At 71.6% G+C, this 14236-nt stretch carries 15 protein-coding genes; 6 read left to right on the top strand and 9 right to left on the bottom strand.

The features are described from left to right. Positions 1 to 89 precede the first annotated feature (89 nt). On the top strand, positions 90 to 1286 hold the full coding sequence (locus AB0J88_RS34670; RefSeq protein WP_364348921.1) for an NAD(P)/FAD-dependent oxidoreductase: 1197 nt from the start codon (positions 90 to 92) through the stop codon (positions 1284 to 1286). Here the strand turns inward: AB0J88_RS34670 and AB0J88_RS34665 are convergent. Next, a complete protein-coding gene (locus tag AB0J88_RS34665) occupies positions 1283 to 1675 on the bottom strand; it encodes an OsmC family protein (protein WP_364348924.1) in 393 nt (130 codons plus the stop codon). The genes AB0J88_RS34670 and AB0J88_RS34665 overlap by 4 nt on opposite strands. A 235-nt stretch (positions 1676 to 1910) precedes the next feature. Between AB0J88_RS34665 and AB0J88_RS34660 the strand changes: the two genes are divergently transcribed. Together AB0J88_RS34660 and AB0J88_RS34655 are read left to right on the top strand one after the other, a co-directional pair. Continuing rightward, positions 1911 to 2681: a class I SAM-dependent methyltransferase gene (locus AB0J88_RS34660; RefSeq protein ID WP_364348927.1), complete on the top strand. Its 771-nt coding sequence runs from the start codon at positions 1911 to 1913 to the stop codon at positions 2679 to 2681. Further along, a complete protein-coding gene (locus AB0J88_RS34655; RefSeq protein ID WP_364348930.1) occupies positions 2678 to 3487 on the top strand; it encodes an SAM-dependent methyltransferase in 810 nt (269 codons plus the stop codon). Before AB0J88_RS34660 ends, AB0J88_RS34655 begins: the two co-directional genes overlap by 4 nt. Before the next feature lie 3 nt (positions 3488 to 3490). Here AB0J88_RS34655 and AB0J88_RS34650 read toward each other — a convergent pair whose 3' ends face one another. The 7 genes from AB0J88_RS34650 to AB0J88_RS34620 all read right to left on the bottom strand — a co-directional run bounded on the left by AB0J88_RS34650 (position 3491) and on the right by AB0J88_RS34620 (position 9801). Continuing rightward, a complete protein-coding gene (locus tag AB0J88_RS34650) occupies positions 3491 to 4624 on the bottom strand; it encodes an exo-alpha-sialidase (protein WP_364348933.1) in 1134 nt (377 codons plus the stop codon). A gap of 47 nt (positions 4625 to 4671) precedes the next feature. Further along, a complete protein-coding gene (locus tag AB0J88_RS34645) occupies positions 4672 to 5589 on the bottom strand; it encodes a phosphatase PAP2 family protein (protein WP_364348936.1) in 918 nt (305 codons plus the stop codon). A gap of 26 nt (positions 5590 to 5615) precedes the next feature. After that, entirely contained in the window at positions 5616 to 7247 is a 1632-nt protein-coding gene (locus tag AB0J88_RS34640; protein WP_364348939.1) for a sodium:solute symporter family protein, read from the bottom strand. Further along, complete coding sequence (locus AB0J88_RS34635) at positions 7238 to 7453, bottom strand: DUF3311 domain-containing protein (protein WP_364348942.1); 216 nt, start codon at positions 7451 to 7453, stop codon at positions 7238 to 7240. The genes AB0J88_RS34640 and AB0J88_RS34635 overlap by 10 nt, the downstream gene beginning before the upstream one ends. Before the next feature lie 106 nt (positions 7454 to 7559). Next, on the bottom strand, positions 7560 to 8438 hold the full coding sequence (locus AB0J88_RS34630; protein ID WP_364348945.1) for a LysR family transcriptional regulator: 879 nt from the start codon (positions 8436 to 8438) through the stop codon (positions 7560 to 7562). After that, positions 8435 to 9307, bottom strand: coding sequence for a LysR family transcriptional regulator (locus tag AB0J88_RS34625; RefSeq protein ID WP_364348947.1), 873 nt, complete (start codon positions 9305 to 9307; stop codon positions 8435 to 8437). The genes AB0J88_RS34630 and AB0J88_RS34625 overlap by 4 nt, the downstream gene beginning before the upstream one ends. Before the next feature lie 104 nt (positions 9308 to 9411). Beyond that, positions 9412 to 9801: a YccF domain-containing protein gene (locus tag AB0J88_RS34620; protein WP_364348950.1), complete on the bottom strand. Its 390-nt coding sequence runs from the start codon at positions 9799 to 9801 to the stop codon at positions 9412 to 9414. A gap of 171 nt (positions 9802 to 9972) precedes the next feature. On the opposite strand from AB0J88_RS34620, the gene AB0J88_RS34615 reads away from it, so the two are divergent. From AB0J88_RS34615 to AB0J88_RS34605, 3 genes are all read left to right on the top strand, one after another. Beyond that, positions 9973 to 10458 carry a DUF2716 domain-containing protein gene (locus tag AB0J88_RS34615; RefSeq protein WP_364348953.1) on the top strand — a complete coding sequence of 162 codons (486 nt, stop codon included), beginning with the start codon at positions 9973 to 9975 and terminating at the stop codon, positions 10456 to 10458. A gap of 112 nt (positions 10459 to 10570) precedes the next feature. After that, on the top strand, positions 10571 to 12784 hold the full coding sequence (locus AB0J88_RS34610) for a hypothetical protein (RefSeq protein WP_364348956.1): 2214 nt from the start codon (positions 10571 to 10573) through the stop codon (positions 12782 to 12784). After that, positions 12778 to 13299 carry a hypothetical protein gene (locus tag AB0J88_RS34605; protein ID WP_364348959.1) on the top strand — a complete coding sequence of 174 codons (522 nt, stop codon included), beginning with the start codon at positions 12778 to 12780 and terminating at the stop codon, positions 13297 to 13299. Before AB0J88_RS34610 ends, AB0J88_RS34605 begins: the two co-directional genes overlap by 7 nt. Here the strand turns inward: AB0J88_RS34605 and AB0J88_RS34600 are convergent. Beyond that, a complete protein-coding gene (locus AB0J88_RS34600; RefSeq protein WP_364348962.1) occupies positions 13296 to 14045 on the bottom strand; it encodes a LuxR C-terminal-related transcriptional regulator in 750 nt (249 codons plus the stop codon). The genes AB0J88_RS34605 and AB0J88_RS34600 overlap by 4 nt on opposite strands. Positions 14046 to 14236: the final 191 nt, after the last annotated feature.

The raw sequence follows: 14236 nt of genomic DNA, 5'->3' as shown, positions 1-14236 counted from the left end.
GGCCGCACGGTCGAACATCGACCGTGCGGCCTCTTCACAGTGGAGGATGATCGCTCCATCATGGCTCCGGGAGCCGAGTAAGGGGCGAGATGGCGGATCTGTCGTACGACGTCATTGTGGTCGGAGCGCGTTGTGCGGGCTCGCCGTTGGCGATCCTGCTGGCCCGGCAGGGGCACCGGGTGCTGCTGGTGGACCGCGCGACCTTCCCCAGTGACACCGTGTCCACCCACGTCATCCACCCGCCGGGCGTCGCCGCGCTCCGTCGGTTCGGGCTGCTCGACCAGGTCGTGGCGACCGGCTGCCCGCCCGTCGGCCGCTACTCGTTCGACTTCGGGCCGATCGTGGTGGCCGGGGCGCCGGGCGATGCCGGGTTGCCCTACGCGTACGCCCCGCGGCGCCAGCTGCTCGACAAGATCCTGGTCGATGCCGCCGTGGCCGCCGGCGTCGAGGTGCGCGAAGGGTTCACCGTCGACGAGGTGCTGGTCGACGACGGCCGGGTCACCGGGATCCGGGGCCACGACCACGGTGGAGCGTCCGTTGTGGAGCGTGCCCGCGTCGTGGTCGGCGCCGACGGCCGCAACTCGGTGGTGGCCAGGACCGTGGAGCCGCCGGTCTACGAGGACCGGCCCGCGCTGACGGTCGGCTACTACTCCTACTGGAGCAACCTGCCGACCGACACCTTCGAGGCGTACAGCCGGCCGGGCCGTGGCTTCGCGGTGTGCCCCACCAACGACGACCTGACCCTGGTCATCGGCGGCTGGCCGCACGCGGAGCTCGCCGACCACCGCAACGACGTCGAGGCCGAGCTCATGGCGACCTTCGAGCTGTCGCCCGGGTTCGCCGAGCGGATCCGGGACGCCAAGCGCGAGGAGCGGATCGTCGGCACCTCGGTGCCGAACTACTTCCGGCTGCCGTACGGCCCCGGTTGGGCGTTGGTCGGCGACGCCGGCTACAGCCGCGACTTCATCACCGCGCAGGGCATCACCGACGCCTTCCTCGACGCCGAGCGGCTCGCCGAGGCGCTGGAGGCGGCCCTGGCCGGCACGGAGGCCTACGACTCGGCGCTGGCCGGCTACCACGCCGCCCGCGACACCCGCGCGATGCCCGTCTACCAGCTGACCCTGCAGATCGCCGCCCTGCAGCCGCCGGACGAGCAGATGGTCCAGCTGATGTCGGCGATCGCCGGCAAGCAGGACGCGATGGACGCGTTCGCCCGACTCAACTCCGGCGTCACGTCGCCCGTGGAGTTCTTCGCGCCGGAGCACCTGGGCCGGCTGATGAGCTAGCGCCCCCGGCGGACGGTGGTTCCGAGGCGAAGGGCGCGGGGGATCTCGGCGATCTCGTCGACGTGGAGCACCAGACGGGCCAGGTCCTCGGTGGCCTCGGCCGAGTCCAGCTCCACCGTGTACGTGATGCCGGTCGACGCCCAGCTGTCCGGCTCGAAGCCGCCCCGCGCGGTGACCAGCACGCCGTCGAGCGTGAGACCGCGCTGCGCGGCCTCGCGGTAGAGGTCGTTGAGGACACAGCCCGCCGCGGCCAGGTGGAGCAGGTGGGCGCCGGTGAAGTCGGCCTCGACCGTGACACCCTCCGGCGTCCAGCGGTGCGGGAAGCCGACCACCGCCCCGTCGGATGACCGCAACGAGCCCGCACCGACGGCGACCGCGAACTGTTCCACGCCGTACAGGCTACGCGCCACGGTCGGACGCGAGCGCGAGCACGTCGTCGAGCGCGAGACCAGCTCCCCGGGCGGTCAGCCGGCGGTACGGCTCGTCGCCGAGCCGGTTCCGCAGGCGCTCGGCGGTCTCCGCGTGGGCCTCCTGGTCGATCCCCCAGACGTCGCTGCCGAGCGTGCCGCGTACGCCGGGAAAAGACCGCGCGTGGGGGCCGGCTCCCGTGTGAGGATGCTCGGCATGTCTTCGCGTGCGCTGAGTTTCGGGTCGGTGGCCGAGGCGTACGAACGGTTCCGCCCCGGCTATCCCGCGCAGGTCCTCGACCTCGTCCTGGCACACGCGGGCCGGCCGATCGCGACCGCCATCGAGATCGGCGCCGGCACCGGCAAGGCGACCCGGCTATTCGCGGGTCACGGGATCGCCGTCACCGCGACCGACCCCGACGAGGCCATGCTGGCCGAGCTTCGCCGCCAGGTGACCGTCACGACTGTGCGTGCCACGTTCGAGGAGCTGCCGCTCGGGCAGACCTACGACCTGTTCTACGCCGCGGCCGCGCTCCACTGGACGAGTCCGGCCGGGCGGTGGGAGAAGGTGGCCGCGCTGCTGAAGCCCGGCGGGGTCTTCGGCTCGTTCGGCGGGCCGTTCCTGCTGGCCGATCCGGCCGTCGCGGAAGCCGTGCGGGTGGCGCGGGCGCCGTTCCTGGAGTCCGACGAGATCCCGTCGCCCGACGGGACGCCACCCGAGCACGAGATGCAGTGGCCGGGCACCGAGCTGCTGGCGTCAGCGCTCTTCACCGACGTCCGGCAGTCCGTCGTGGAGCGTCGGCTGACCATCAGCGCGGACGACTACGTCGGCTATCTGTCGACCGTCTCGGCCTATCTGGAGCTGCCGGCCCCGGCACGCGAGCAGGTCTTCGAGGAGATCCTGCGGGTGCTGCCCGCCACCGTGGAGCTCACCGCCGACATCTGGGTCCATCTCGCGCGCCGCACGTCGCATAGCATGGCGCGATGACCGATGGGGTGGCGGCACAGCTGAACTCGGACCGGCCGCATCCGGCGCGCGTCTACGACTATCTGCTGGGCGGCAAGGACAACTTCGAAGCCGACCGGGCCGCCGCCGCGCAGGGTCTGCGGGCCAACCCCCACAGCCGGATCCCACCTCGGGAGAACCGCGCCTTCCTGCGCCGGGTGGTGCGCCACCTCGCCGCCGAGGCGGGCATCCGCCAGTTCCTCGACATCGGCACCGGCATCCCGACCTCGCCCAACGTGCACGAGGTCGCCCAGGGCGTGACGCCGGACGCCCGCGTCGTCTACGTCGACAACGACCCGATGGTGCTCGTGCACGCCCGCGCCCTGCTGGCCAGCAGCCCGCAGGGCCGCACCGAATACCTCGACGCGGACCTGCGTGACGTCGACGCCCTGCTCGCCTCGCCGGCGCTGCGCTCGACCATCGACCTGGACCAGCCCGTCGGCCTGCTGCTCATCGCGATCATGCACTTCGTCGGTGACGACGACGACCCGCACGGCATCGTCCGGCGTCTCCTCGACGCGTTGCCCTCCGGCAGCTACCTGGCGCTGTCGCACCTCACCGGCGACTTCGACGCGGCGGCCTGGGAGGGCGTCGCGGCGGTCTACCGGCGCAACGGCGTGACCATGCAGGTGCGCTCCAAGCCCGACATCGAGCGGTTCTTCACCGGCCTAGACCTGGTCGAGCCGGGGGTGCGGGTGCTGCCGGCCTGGCGGCCCGACGCCGACGCGGGCGAGCCGCCGACCGACACCCAGGTGTCCGTCTACGGCGGGCTCGCCCGCAAGCCGTAGCACTCAGTACTCACCCACCAGGCTTTCCATCACCCACAGCGAGCCGCCGTTCGGCGACGCGCCGCCGCCCTCGACCGTGCTCTTCGGCTTGGCGTTGTAGGCCAGGGTGAAGAACCGCCCTGCGGAGACCTCCACACTGGACGGGTTGGCCTGGTCACCGGACCCTGAGTTGTAGATCGGCACCTTGGTCAACCCGCTCGTGGGCCACGGCGCGAGCGGGGTGTCGATCAGGATGCCCTGCGTCGGGCGCAGCGCCACGGCCTTGTCGCCGAAGGTGAACAGCACCTTCTTCTGGCTGGTCACCAGCAGGTGGTGGGAGCTGGCCCAGACCGGGATCTCCTGCACGTCGTAGTAGCTCGCGGTGCCGGTGAACGTGGACGGGTCCCACTTCAGCACCTTGGCGGGCGCGCCGTTGGACACCGACCCCTTGTTGAGCTCGTGCCGCACCACCGCGACCACCGTGCCGTCGATCTGCACGAAGCTGGGCTCGGTGTACGTGTGGGTGAAGCCGTCGGCCGCCGCGGTGTTCGCCGCTAGCTGGAACGCGTCGCCGACCAGCAGGCGCGGCGCGGTCACCGGTCGCCACGTGGCCCGTACGAACCAGGCTCCGGTGTTGTTGTAGACGGGGACGAGCACCTGGTCGCCCAGGTTCGGGATCGCCAGGACGCCGCCGTGCTGGGCCAGCGCGCTGCCGGGGATCCCCGGCACGGTGAGCTTCTCCGGGTCGTCGAATCTGGTCCAGCCCGGCTTCCAGACCGACGAGTAGACCCCGTCGCCCGGCACGAAGAACGTCATCACGATCGCGCCGTCGGTCATCTTGCCGAGCTTGGGGTCGCGCACGTCCTTGCCGGACATGAGGGAGGGGTGCGCGAGCGCCGGCACCGGCGTGGTCCAGGAGGTGCCGGTGCCGTACGAGAGCTGGACGGTGCCCGGGTCACCGGCGTGCGACTTCGCCCGGTGCCAGACCGCCATCAGTCGGCCGTCGTCGAGCTTGAGGATGTCGGGGAAACGGGCCTCGTAGTCGCCGGGCTCCTGGTAGAGCTTCATGAGCTGCGTGACGGCCGCGGCCGGAGCCGGGTTGGCCACCACCAGGGCCATGACGGCCACGAGCGCGGCGAGCAGTGTGGTCCTACGCATCGACAGATGTTCGTATGGAATATCGTTCCATGTCAACGCCTGCTAGTTCAGGCCGGGGGAGCGGCGGCCGCCTCGTGCGTGGCCGCCGCCGGCACGGCCTGGGGCACGACCCGGTGCGCGGTCGCCAGCACCGAGGCCACCACGAGGCTGGCCGTGCCGGCGATGCCCAGCGCGCCGCCTCCGTACGCGACCAGCAACCGGGTCCGGCTCAGGTCGTCGACCGGCGTCGTGCGCACGTGGTCGGTCAGCGCCAGCGCACCGGCCGCGCCGGCCAGCAGGAGCAGCCCACCGAGGCCGAGGACGATCAGCGCCACCCGGTTGCCCGGCCCGTAGACCACGTCTCCGTGGCCGCGTTGGGCGATCACGATGAACAGGCCGGCCACGCACGCCCAGACGCCGACCACCAGCAACGCCGCCACCACGTCGCTGGGCCGGTGCCAGCCGGCCGACAGTGTCGCGACCCCGACGGCGGCGGCCGCGACGGCCCCGACCACGGCGCCGACCCCGCGCAGCCGGGCCGGCAGCACCAGCAGGAGGCTGACCGCCACGGCCGCGGCGATCGTCGTGTGGCCGCTCGGCAGGCTGTTGCCGGCCGCCGCCCGTTCCATGTCGACGCCGAGCTCCGGGCGCACGAGGAGGCGCTTGAGCACCTGGGTCGTCACGTTGGCGCCGAGGATGAGCAGGATCGCGCCGACGGCCAGCGCGAGCCGCCGCCGGATCAGCGCGATGAAGCCGATGGAGGCGGTGGCGGCGAGCAGCGACACGACCGACACGGTGTTGAGGATCGTGTCGACCGCGCCGCCGATCCTGGCCTGCCCGATCCAGTTGGCGCCCAGCGCGACGCTGTCCAGCAGCTGCCCGTGCTCGGACAGAACGAAGAAGCGGACCACCGCCACCAGGGCGGCGACCTCGGCGGCCGCCAGCACGAGGAACCAGAGGCCAAGTCCGATCGGCCACCTACGCATGGGCAGCAACCTAGCCCACGCGAAGATCAGGGCGATCGCGACCCGGCGGTACGGGCGTGGGCGCCCACCGGCCGAGCCGGCAACCCGTCGAGGATCTCGTCGAGTCGCTTCACCATCGGATCGTCGGCGTCCGCGACGTAGTCGTCCGGCGTCGTCTCGTCGCGGCCCCGCGGGACGCGCAGCAGCCGCAGCAGCAGCGTCAGCACGGTGACGACGAGCAGGTTCACGCCGAGGGCGACGACTCCTACGTAGACGGTCGACCCCGTGTCGCCGACCGGCATGCTGGACCCGCCGAAGTGCGCCTTGACGACGACCCCGCCGGCGCCGACCTGCTGGATGTCCCAGAGCAGGACCAGTCCGGCGGCCAGGCCCGTGATTATGCCGGCGACCAGGGCACGCCAGTCGAACCAGCCCGTCGCGAGCCCGACGAACACCGCCGGGATCGTCTGCAGGATGATCACCCCGCCGATGAGCTGCAGGTCGACCGCGTACGACGGCTGGAGCAGCAGGATGACGCCGAGCGCGCCGAACTTGACGACGAGCGACGCCCAGCGGCTCACCCGGGCCTCCTCGGCCGTGGTCGCGCCCGGCCGCAGATAGGTGCGGTAGATCGAGCGGGTGAAGGCGTTCGCGGCCGAGATCGACATGACCGCCGCCGGGATGAGCGCGGCCACGCCGAGGGCCGCGTACGCGATGCCGGCTGACCAGTCCGGGAAGAGCTTCTGGAACATCTGCGGCATGACGGTGTTGAGGTCGCCGTCCAGCGGCCGGATGCCCTCGGTCAGCGCGAAGAAGCCGAGCAGCGCCATCAGCCCGAGGACCAGGCAGTAGATCGGCGAGGCGGCGATGTTGCGGCGTACCGTCGCGCGGTCCTTGGCCGCGAGCATCCCCGTCACGGCATGGGGGTACGCGAAGACCGACAGCACCGAGCCGGCCACCAGCGTCACGAAGCCGAGCTGGCCGGTGTCGCTCAGGATCAGACCGTCGTTCGGCGACGGGGTGGTGGCGAACCAGCCGCCCGCCCGCCGGAAGATCTCGCCCCAGCCGCTGGACATGGTCACGACCAGCAGCGCGGAGAGCACGACCCAGGCCAGCAGGATGTCCTTTGCGATCGACAGCAGCGCCGGTGCGCGCAGCCCGGACCGGAAGGTGCTGAGCGAGACCATCACGACCGCGATGAGCAACGGCCACTCGCCCGTCACGCCGACCGTCCTGAACACGGCCTTCAACGCCAGGAGCTGGACGGCCACGTACGGCATGGTCGCGACGATCCCGGTCAGCGCGACGAGCGCGCCCAGGCTGGGCGAGCCGAATCGGGCGCGGGCGAACTCGCCCGGGGTCAGCAGGCCGTGCCGGTGCGCCACGGACCAGATCCGGGCGGTGAAGACGAAGGCCAGCGGCGTCGTGATGATCGCGAACGGGACGGCGAAGAAGCCGACGGCGCCCACGCCGTACGTCAGCGCCGGAACAGCGACGAAGGTGTAGGCGGAGTACATGGTGCCGCCCAGCAGGAACCAGCTCACCCAGTTGCCGAACGCGCGGCCGCCGACGCCCCACTCCTCCAGGCTGTGGATGTCGTCGGGCCGGCGCCACCGGGCCGCCGCGAAGCCGAGCAGCAGCATCGCCCCGAGCAGCGAGAGGAAGACCGTCACTGCCATCCGTGCCGCCGCTCGCGCGTCGCCAGGTGCACGAGGGTGATGAGGACGATCGCGAGGACCGCGCACATCAGCTGGTACCAGTAGAAGAACGGCAGTCCCCACAGCGTCGGTTCGATCCGGTTGTACAACGGCGTCAGCAACGGGGCCACCGTCGGCGGAACCAACAGCAGGTACCAGATCCGGGATGCGCGAGCGCGCCGCGCCATCGGCTCCTCCTCGATGTCGACCGACGGGACGCGCTCGATCACAAACGGTGCGCAGTGAGAAAGCAAAGACGAAATTCCACTGTCCCCATAGGCGCATCACATGGATCTATGCGGATGCGCTCATCCGGTCGACGAGGAGGCGGGCGGTCGGTGCCAGCGCGCCCTTGCGGAACAGCAGGCCATAGGTGACGTCGATCGGCGGGTCGAGGCGCCGGACCACGGCACCGCAGGCCGCTGCTTCCTGGGCGTAGCGGTCCGACACGAAGGCCACGCCGGCGCCGGCGAGCACGAGCGGCACGATCGCCTCGCGGTGGGCGCTGCGCACGGCGGGGCGCATGACCACCCGGTGCGCGGCCAGCGCCGCGCGGATCGTCGCCCGGGCGGCGGTGAACTCCTTGAGGGTGTCGACGAGCGCCATGCCGGCGAGAGCGGCCAGGGGCAGCGGGTCAGGCGGGCTCGCGCCGGTCGGCGGCAGGACGAGGCGGACGCCGCGCGTGCCGAGCACGTGGCCGTGCAGGTCCGGGTGGCGCACCGGCAGGTAGGTCAGGGCGACGTCGCAGTGCCCGTCGACGAGCAGGCGGACGATGTCGTCCTCGTCGCGGGCCGCGAACAGCCGGGCCGTCAGATCCGGGCTCGACTGCCGGAGGTCGGCCAGCACCTCGGTCAGGTCGACGGCCAGGACGTCGTGCACGGCCAGGTTGAGCACGCCGAGCGCCGGCACGTCCGCATCGTGTACGGCCGCGCGGGCGGCGGCGACGTCGTCGAGCACCCGCCGGGCGGGTGCGAGCAGCGCCTCGCCCTCGGCGGTGAGCGTGAGCCCGCGGTGCCGCCGATCGAACAGCGTCACTCCCAGCTCGCGCTCCAGCGCGCGGATCGACTGCGACAGCGACGGTTGGGCGATGTGCAGCGCCGCCGCCGCGCCACTCACGCTGCCGTGCTCGACGACGGCCACGAAATGTCCGAGGCGCCGGATGTCCACACTCACCCGCGCACGTGCCGGAGGAAGGCCTCGGCGATGGCGGTGAGCGGGGCGGGCCGGTGCACGAGGCCGTACGCCAGGTGCAGCGGTGGGTCGACGACGCGCACGACGGCGCCGCGGGCGGCGATGGCGGCCGCGGCGGCGTCGGGCAGGAACGCAGCGCCCACGCCGGCGAGGACCAGGGCCGCGGACAGGTCCCGTTGGCCGTTCTCCACCACGACGCGCGGCCGGACACCCCGCGTGTGCAGGGCCGTCTTGATCAATCGCCGCTGGCTGGCGCCGGGCGGCACGCCGATGAGTGGTCCGTCGTCGAGGACGCTGAGCGGCACCCGCCGGTCGGGCAGCCGCGTGCCGGGCGGGAAGGCCAGCACGAACCCGTGCCGGCCGAGCTCCACGGTCCGGAGCTCGTCGACCGGCCCCGACAGGTAGGCCAGGCCGAGCTCGCTGGCGCCGTTGCGGACCCGCGCCAGCACCGGGTCCTCGTCACCCGCCGACCGGTCCGGCACCCGGTCGACGTGCACGAGAACGTCCGGATGCGCGGCGACGAAGGAGCCGACGAGCTCCGCGCCGGGATGGGTGGCGAGCGGCGCACCGGCGACGAGCTGGAGCACGGGCTGCTTGTGCCCGCCGACCGAGGCGCCCAGCCGCGCCATGTCGTGCATGAGCTGCCGGGCCGGGCCGACGAACCGGCCTCCCGCGCCGGACGGCACGGCGCCCTGCGAGCCCCGGCGGAACAACGCCACACCGAGCTCACGTTCCAGGGCCTTGACCGACTGCGACACGGTCGGCTGCGCGAGCCCGAGCGCGGCGGCGGCGCGACCGAACCCGCCGTGCTCGACCACGGCCAGGAAGTAACGGACCTGACGCGGATCCATGGCGACCAGTGTTACGCCCATGTGTCGCGCACGAAAGGGCCGACCGGCCGCCGCCCCACCGTCGCCCGGCGGTTCGGTCACCGTCCGCGGGGGGCCCGAGCCCGCTACGCCGGTGCGTGGTCCAGATCGACGATGTCGCGGCCGAGGGGCCAGAAGGCGACCGGCACCAGCTTGAAGTTGGCGATTCCGAACGGGATTCCGATGATCGTGACGCACTGCGCGACGCCGGCGACGATGTGGGTGAGGGCCAGCCACCAGCCGGCGACGACGACCCACACGATGTTCGCGAGCCCGGTCGCCACGCCGGCCTCGGGCTTGCTGACGACCGTGCGCCCGAACGGCCACAACGAGTAGCCCGCGAGCCGCAGCGCCGCGACGCCGAACGGGATAGTGATGATCAGTGCGAAGCAGATGAGCGCGGCCAGACCGTACGCGAGGGCGAGCAGAAACCCACTGCCGAAGATGAACCAAAGGACATTGAGGATCAACCGCATACCCCCAGCATGACCGACGCCCGCCACGTGGGGTGGTCGCGGCGGATCGGTGTACGTCATGATCGGCTCCATGTCGGAGCATGAGCTCGCCGGGGTGTGGCGTCGGATCATCCGGGGTGAGGGCAAGTCCTGGGGCGTCTGGGGGCATCACCACGACGTTGACAAGCGCGGATGACCTACAGCGAGCTCCGTGCCGACCACGACGCGATCTGGGACCGGTTCTACGCCGACTTCGAGTTTCGGCCCAGCATGGAACGGTTTCCCGCCATCACGGAACCGGCGCCGTCGGTCACCTGGTCGCTCGCCGGTCTTGACGACGATCCCGGCTACCTGCGGCTCGACCGGTTCACCGACACCGTGCACGCGGCGTTGTCGGCGCTGGCCGGCGACGGATCGGTGCTGTTCCTCGACTGGCAGCACACCGGCTACCGGATCTGGCCGGGTCGCGCCGGGATCGACGTCGACCGGCCCGGATGGCCGCTGTCGCCGTATCCGGACGGTGACTACTTCATCTACCTGGCCGAGGACTTCCGCTTCGGCACGTTCGGCCATCCGTGGGAGGCATCGTTCTGCGTCTTCGGCGCCGATCTGCTGTCGCTGGTCGAAGCGGACCTGAACGAGCTTCTGGGCAAGCCGATCCGTCGCCGATCGGACTAGTCGGTCGGGTACGCGCATTCGCGTATCGCTAAGGCCATCACCGCTCCGCACAGTTATCCGCACCGATCCCGCGGTGGGGTCGGCGTGCGAGGGGGGATGGTGCGTGAGACGCATGCGTAAGAGGGTGCGGTCGCTGCTGGCGGTCGCGCTCGCGGCGGTCGTGGGGGCGGCCGTCCTGGTGGCGACCCCGGCGGCCGCCAGCTTCGGCTCCACCGTGACCGTCACGGCCAACGAGATGCATACGACCGAGTGCCTCGACCGGATCTGGCTCGTCATCTGTGACACGCCAGAGCTGTTCGGGGTCGCGGTGATCACACAGGACAACGGGCAGCAGTTCCGGTGCGAGATGGCGTTGCCCGCTGCCGGTGGGGCGGACATCACCACGCCCAACACGATCTGCACCACCCCGCAGACGATCACCGGGGAGTTTCGGGTCAACTTCGAGCTCTGGGAAGACGACTCCATGGAGGGTGGCAGTCGCGAGCAGGCCGACCTCAATCCCGGCACCGCCAAGGACTGGGCTACGACGAGCATCCTCGGCGGGCGCGACAGCACCTCGACCTGGATCACCAGCGCCGGCCCGTCGCGGGCCGTCTTCAGCGTCGGCGTGACCGCCCGGCCGACCACCATCACGCTCAACTCGCCGCCGACCGGGAGTGTGCCGCCTGACTTCGACCCCAGGCTCGGCGAGACGCTGACGATCAGCGGCTACCTGTCGGTGCCGTCGGCGCTGCGGTTCGTCATCACCTCGCTGGCGACGGGTTCCAGCTTCGTCCTCTACGAGGCGCCGTTCTACGGCGGCATCTTCAACATCACCTGGGACGGGCGGATGCCGGACGGGACCTACGCACCCGTCGGCGCGTACGACGTCACGGTCGTCGATCCGGTCGACGCGGGCACCGCCCGGATCGGTCATGCCCGGGTGATCCAACGGGCCGGGCTCAGCTTCACCAACATGGCCAGCCAGCCGGTGTCGGGGTGGCAGTACCGCAGCGGCCCGATCACGGTCAGCGCCGTCGCGTCCGTCACCGGCACGTTCCGCATGGTCGTGTTCCGGGCCGGCGTGGAGGTCTTCCGCACCGGCGACCAGCGCAGGGCCGCCGGCCCGATCTCGTTCCTGTGGAACGGCCGGCACGCCGACGGCACCTGGGCGCAGCCCGGCTCGTACGTCTTCACCCTCCAGGGCAACGCCGACGACGGGCGGCCGTTCCCGGCGACCTCGCTCACCACGAGCGCGGTCAACCCACCCCCGGGCTTCGAGGTGTACGCGCTGGCCGAGCCGGGCGTACCCGCCGTCAACCCGCAGGCCGTCCCCGGCACCTCCATCCGCGCCAAGGTGGTCGCGGGCGACCACAACCCGCGGCCGGCGGCCCGGATCACCGTCGAGATGAGCCCGGCCGGCTGGATCACGCGGCCCGTCGCGCTGGCCCCGCGGGTCGTGAAGACCTGCGTCCAGGCCACCGAGTGCCAGGCGGTCATCCCGTCGGACATCCTCGCCGGCGATGCCGTGGCCTACCGGATCACGGCGAGCGAGGCCGAGGGCGTGCCGGACATGGCGACCGCGTCGGCCGACTGGCGGATCACCGACCTGAACCCGCCCGAGCCGTCACAGGGCCCCGAGGTGACCCTGTTGCCGTTGTGGCGGGCCAGCGTGCCGGCGGCGGTCAACAAGGACGGGAAGCTCACCAACAGACCCCTGAACCAGACCCTCGACGTGGCGTACGCGCCGGGCACGGGCTACGACACCTCGACGCTCGCGGGCGCGCGGCAGTTCGGCAACGCCGTCGACGACAACGCGTGGCAGTTGCTCGGCGTACGCGGACGGATCTTCCCGAGCTCGGTCGCCACGCACTGGTCGCAGGTGGGCATCTGGGTGCAGAACATCCCGGTCGAAGTGAAGGTCGACCCGGACACGCTTTGCGCACGCGGACCGTTCAGCCCCGTGAGCTTCGCCGAGGCGAACGGGATCCTGCACACGGTCAACTGCCGCGACAACGCCACCGGCAACATCTTCACGGCGGACTCGCCGACCGTGGGGTGGCACGAGTTCCACCACGACGCGTACCACGAGGGCGACGAGTACTGCTGCGACGGCGGCTACTCGTTCGGCGCGGGCATCAACACCTACAGCTCCCAGGCCGACTGCCAGCGGGACGGCTCCGACGCGAGCACCTGCAACGAGATCAGCGACTCGACCGGACGGACCGGCTGGTGGCGCAGCGACGCACCGCTGTCCGACGTGATGATCAGCAACACCGTCGAACGCGCCGATGACCTGCGAGCGGCCGAGGCGGCCTTCGCGAAGTGTGGGAGGGCACAATGCTGAGCCGACGTACCCGACTGCTCGCCGTGCTGGTGCTGGCCCTGCCGGTGCTCGCGGTCGGCGCCATCGCGGCACAGGGCGCGCCACCGCGACTCGCCCCGGTCCAACCGGCGCCGTCGGTCGACTTCACCGACCCGAGCAAGGGCGCGCACCTGCGACTCGGGTTGCGCCTCTCGGAGGCCACGGTCGCGCTGATGATGCTGGAGATCGGCCCGGGCTTCACCTCGTCGCTGCGCGGCTCGACCGGGCCGTTCACACTGCGGCTGCGGGACAGCGCCGGTGCCGTGCTGGACACGCTCACGATGGACGACCCGCTCGCCGTGCGCACGTACACCTCGAAGCAGTACGCGCACGGGACGCTGCGGCTCGAGGAGGCGGACGTCATCGTGGACCTGCCCTACATCGACACCACCGCGACCGTCGACGTGGTCCTCGGGCGCAAGCGGGTCGGGTCGATCGAGGTCGGCTCGCTGATCCAGGCGTGCATGGGCAAGCGGTTGCCCTGCGCGTTCAGCTAGCCGCGCCGGCCGGGCACCTCCAGGATGCCGAGCTCGACCGCCCTCATCACGGTGGCGACCGGCCCGGAGGTGCCCAGCTTGCGGTGCACGTTCTCCAGGTGCTTACGTACCGTGCCGGCCGCCAGCCCCAACCGGCGCGCCGTGGCCGGCACGGTCAGCCCGTCGGCGATCGCCCGCACGACCTCCACCTCGCGACCGGTCAGCGGCCAGGGACCCGGTGAGAGAGCCGGCGGCGGTCTCCGGCGGTGCAGGGCGATCAACGCCGGCTGGATGCGCCCCAACAGGTCCATCTCGCGGGCGTCGAAGACCCGGTCGCGGTTGAACTGGTACCAGGTCAGCAACGGCGGCGAACCCACCACGAGCGCGACGGTGTGCGCCCCGATGCCCTGTGGGGCGTGGATCTCGCGGTAGAGCGCGTGCTGCCGCCACTGCCGCTCGGGCAGCACGTCCGTGACCTGCAAGGGCGGTCCAGGGTACGGACGAGACGCGCGCACGGTGGCGGCGAACAGCGGGTGGGCTGTGAGCTGGTCGTGCATCCGCTGGACCAGCGCCCGCTCGACCGGCCGGTCGGCGGCGAGGTCGGGCAGCCGCAGCGTGGCCAGGTCGAGCTCGGCGTACGTGGCGAGGTCGGTCCCGAGGCGACGCCCGATCGCGGTGATGGCGGCGTCGGCGAGCGGACGGCCGCGCAACGCACTGACCTCGGTCGCGACGGCGCGTACCCACGCCTGGTCGTTGTGAAGGGTCACGGCCGGACGATAAGAACTGCGGCCCGCGCGGCGCGTCACCGATTGGACAGCGGTCGGCTTTGCGTCAGCGCGGACCGCAATTGGGTTGCGGCCTGGCCGACCCGTCCGGTAGACCTTTGCCCCGGACGGCCCCGCGCGGGGCCATTGAAGACGAAGGGAGGAACGAGCAGATGAACGCCACCATCGTGCCC

Origin of the sequence: Asanoa sp. NPDC049475 (assembly GCF_040676915.1) — a bacterium.
Classification (GTDB): domain Bacteria; phylum Actinomycetota; class Actinomycetes; order Mycobacteriales; family Micromonosporaceae; genus Asanoa.
Note: the sequence above shows the minus strand (reverse complement) of the source record. Positions and strands in the feature narration are given on the sequence as shown.

What these genes read in the sequence shown, in the direction of transcription:
- AB0J88_RS34670 (WP_364348921.1), top strand. Translation starts at nt 90, where the DNA reads ATGGCGGATCTGTCGTACGACGTCATTGTGGTCGGAGCGCGTTGTGCG.
- AB0J88_RS34660 (WP_364348927.1), top strand. Translation starts at nt 1,911, where the DNA reads ATGTCTTCGCGTGCGCTGAGTTTCGGGTCGGTGGCCGAGGCGTACGAA.
- AB0J88_RS34655 (WP_364348930.1), top strand. Translation starts at nt 2,678, where the DNA reads ATGACCGATGGGGTGGCGGCACAGCTGAACTCGGACCGGCCGCATCCG.
- AB0J88_RS34650 (WP_364348933.1), bottom strand. Translation starts at nt 4,624, where the DNA reads ATGCGTAGGACCACACTGCTCGCCGCGCTCGTGGCCGTCATGGCCCTG.
- AB0J88_RS34645 (WP_364348936.1), bottom strand. Translation starts at nt 5,589, where the DNA reads ATGCGTAGGTGGCCGATCGGACTTGGCCTCTGGTTCCTCGTGCTGGCG.
- AB0J88_RS34640 (WP_364348939.1), bottom strand. Translation starts at nt 7,247, where the DNA reads ATGGCAGTGACGGTCTTCCTCTCGCTGCTCGGGGCGATGCTGCTGCTC.
- AB0J88_RS34635 (WP_364348942.1), bottom strand. Translation starts at nt 7,453, where the DNA reads ATGGCGCGGCGCGCTCGCGCATCCCGGATCTGGTACCTGCTGTTGGTT.
- AB0J88_RS34625 (WP_364348947.1), bottom strand. Translation starts at nt 9,307, where the DNA reads ATGGATCCGCGTCAGGTCCGTTACTTCCTGGCCGTGGTCGAGCACGGC.
- AB0J88_RS34620 (WP_364348950.1), bottom strand. Translation starts at nt 9,801, where the DNA reads ATGCGGTTGATCCTCAATGTCCTTTGGTTCATCTTCGGCAGTGGGTTT.
- AB0J88_RS34615 (WP_364348953.1), top strand. Translation starts at nt 9,973, where the DNA reads ATGACCTACAGCGAGCTCCGTGCCGACCACGACGCGATCTGGGACCGG.
- AB0J88_RS34610 (WP_364348956.1), top strand. Translation starts at nt 10,571, where the DNA reads ATGCGTAAGAGGGTGCGGTCGCTGCTGGCGGTCGCGCTCGCGGCGGTC.
- AB0J88_RS34605 (WP_364348959.1), top strand. Translation starts at nt 12,778, where the DNA reads ATGCTGAGCCGACGTACCCGACTGCTCGCCGTGCTGGTGCTGGCCCTG.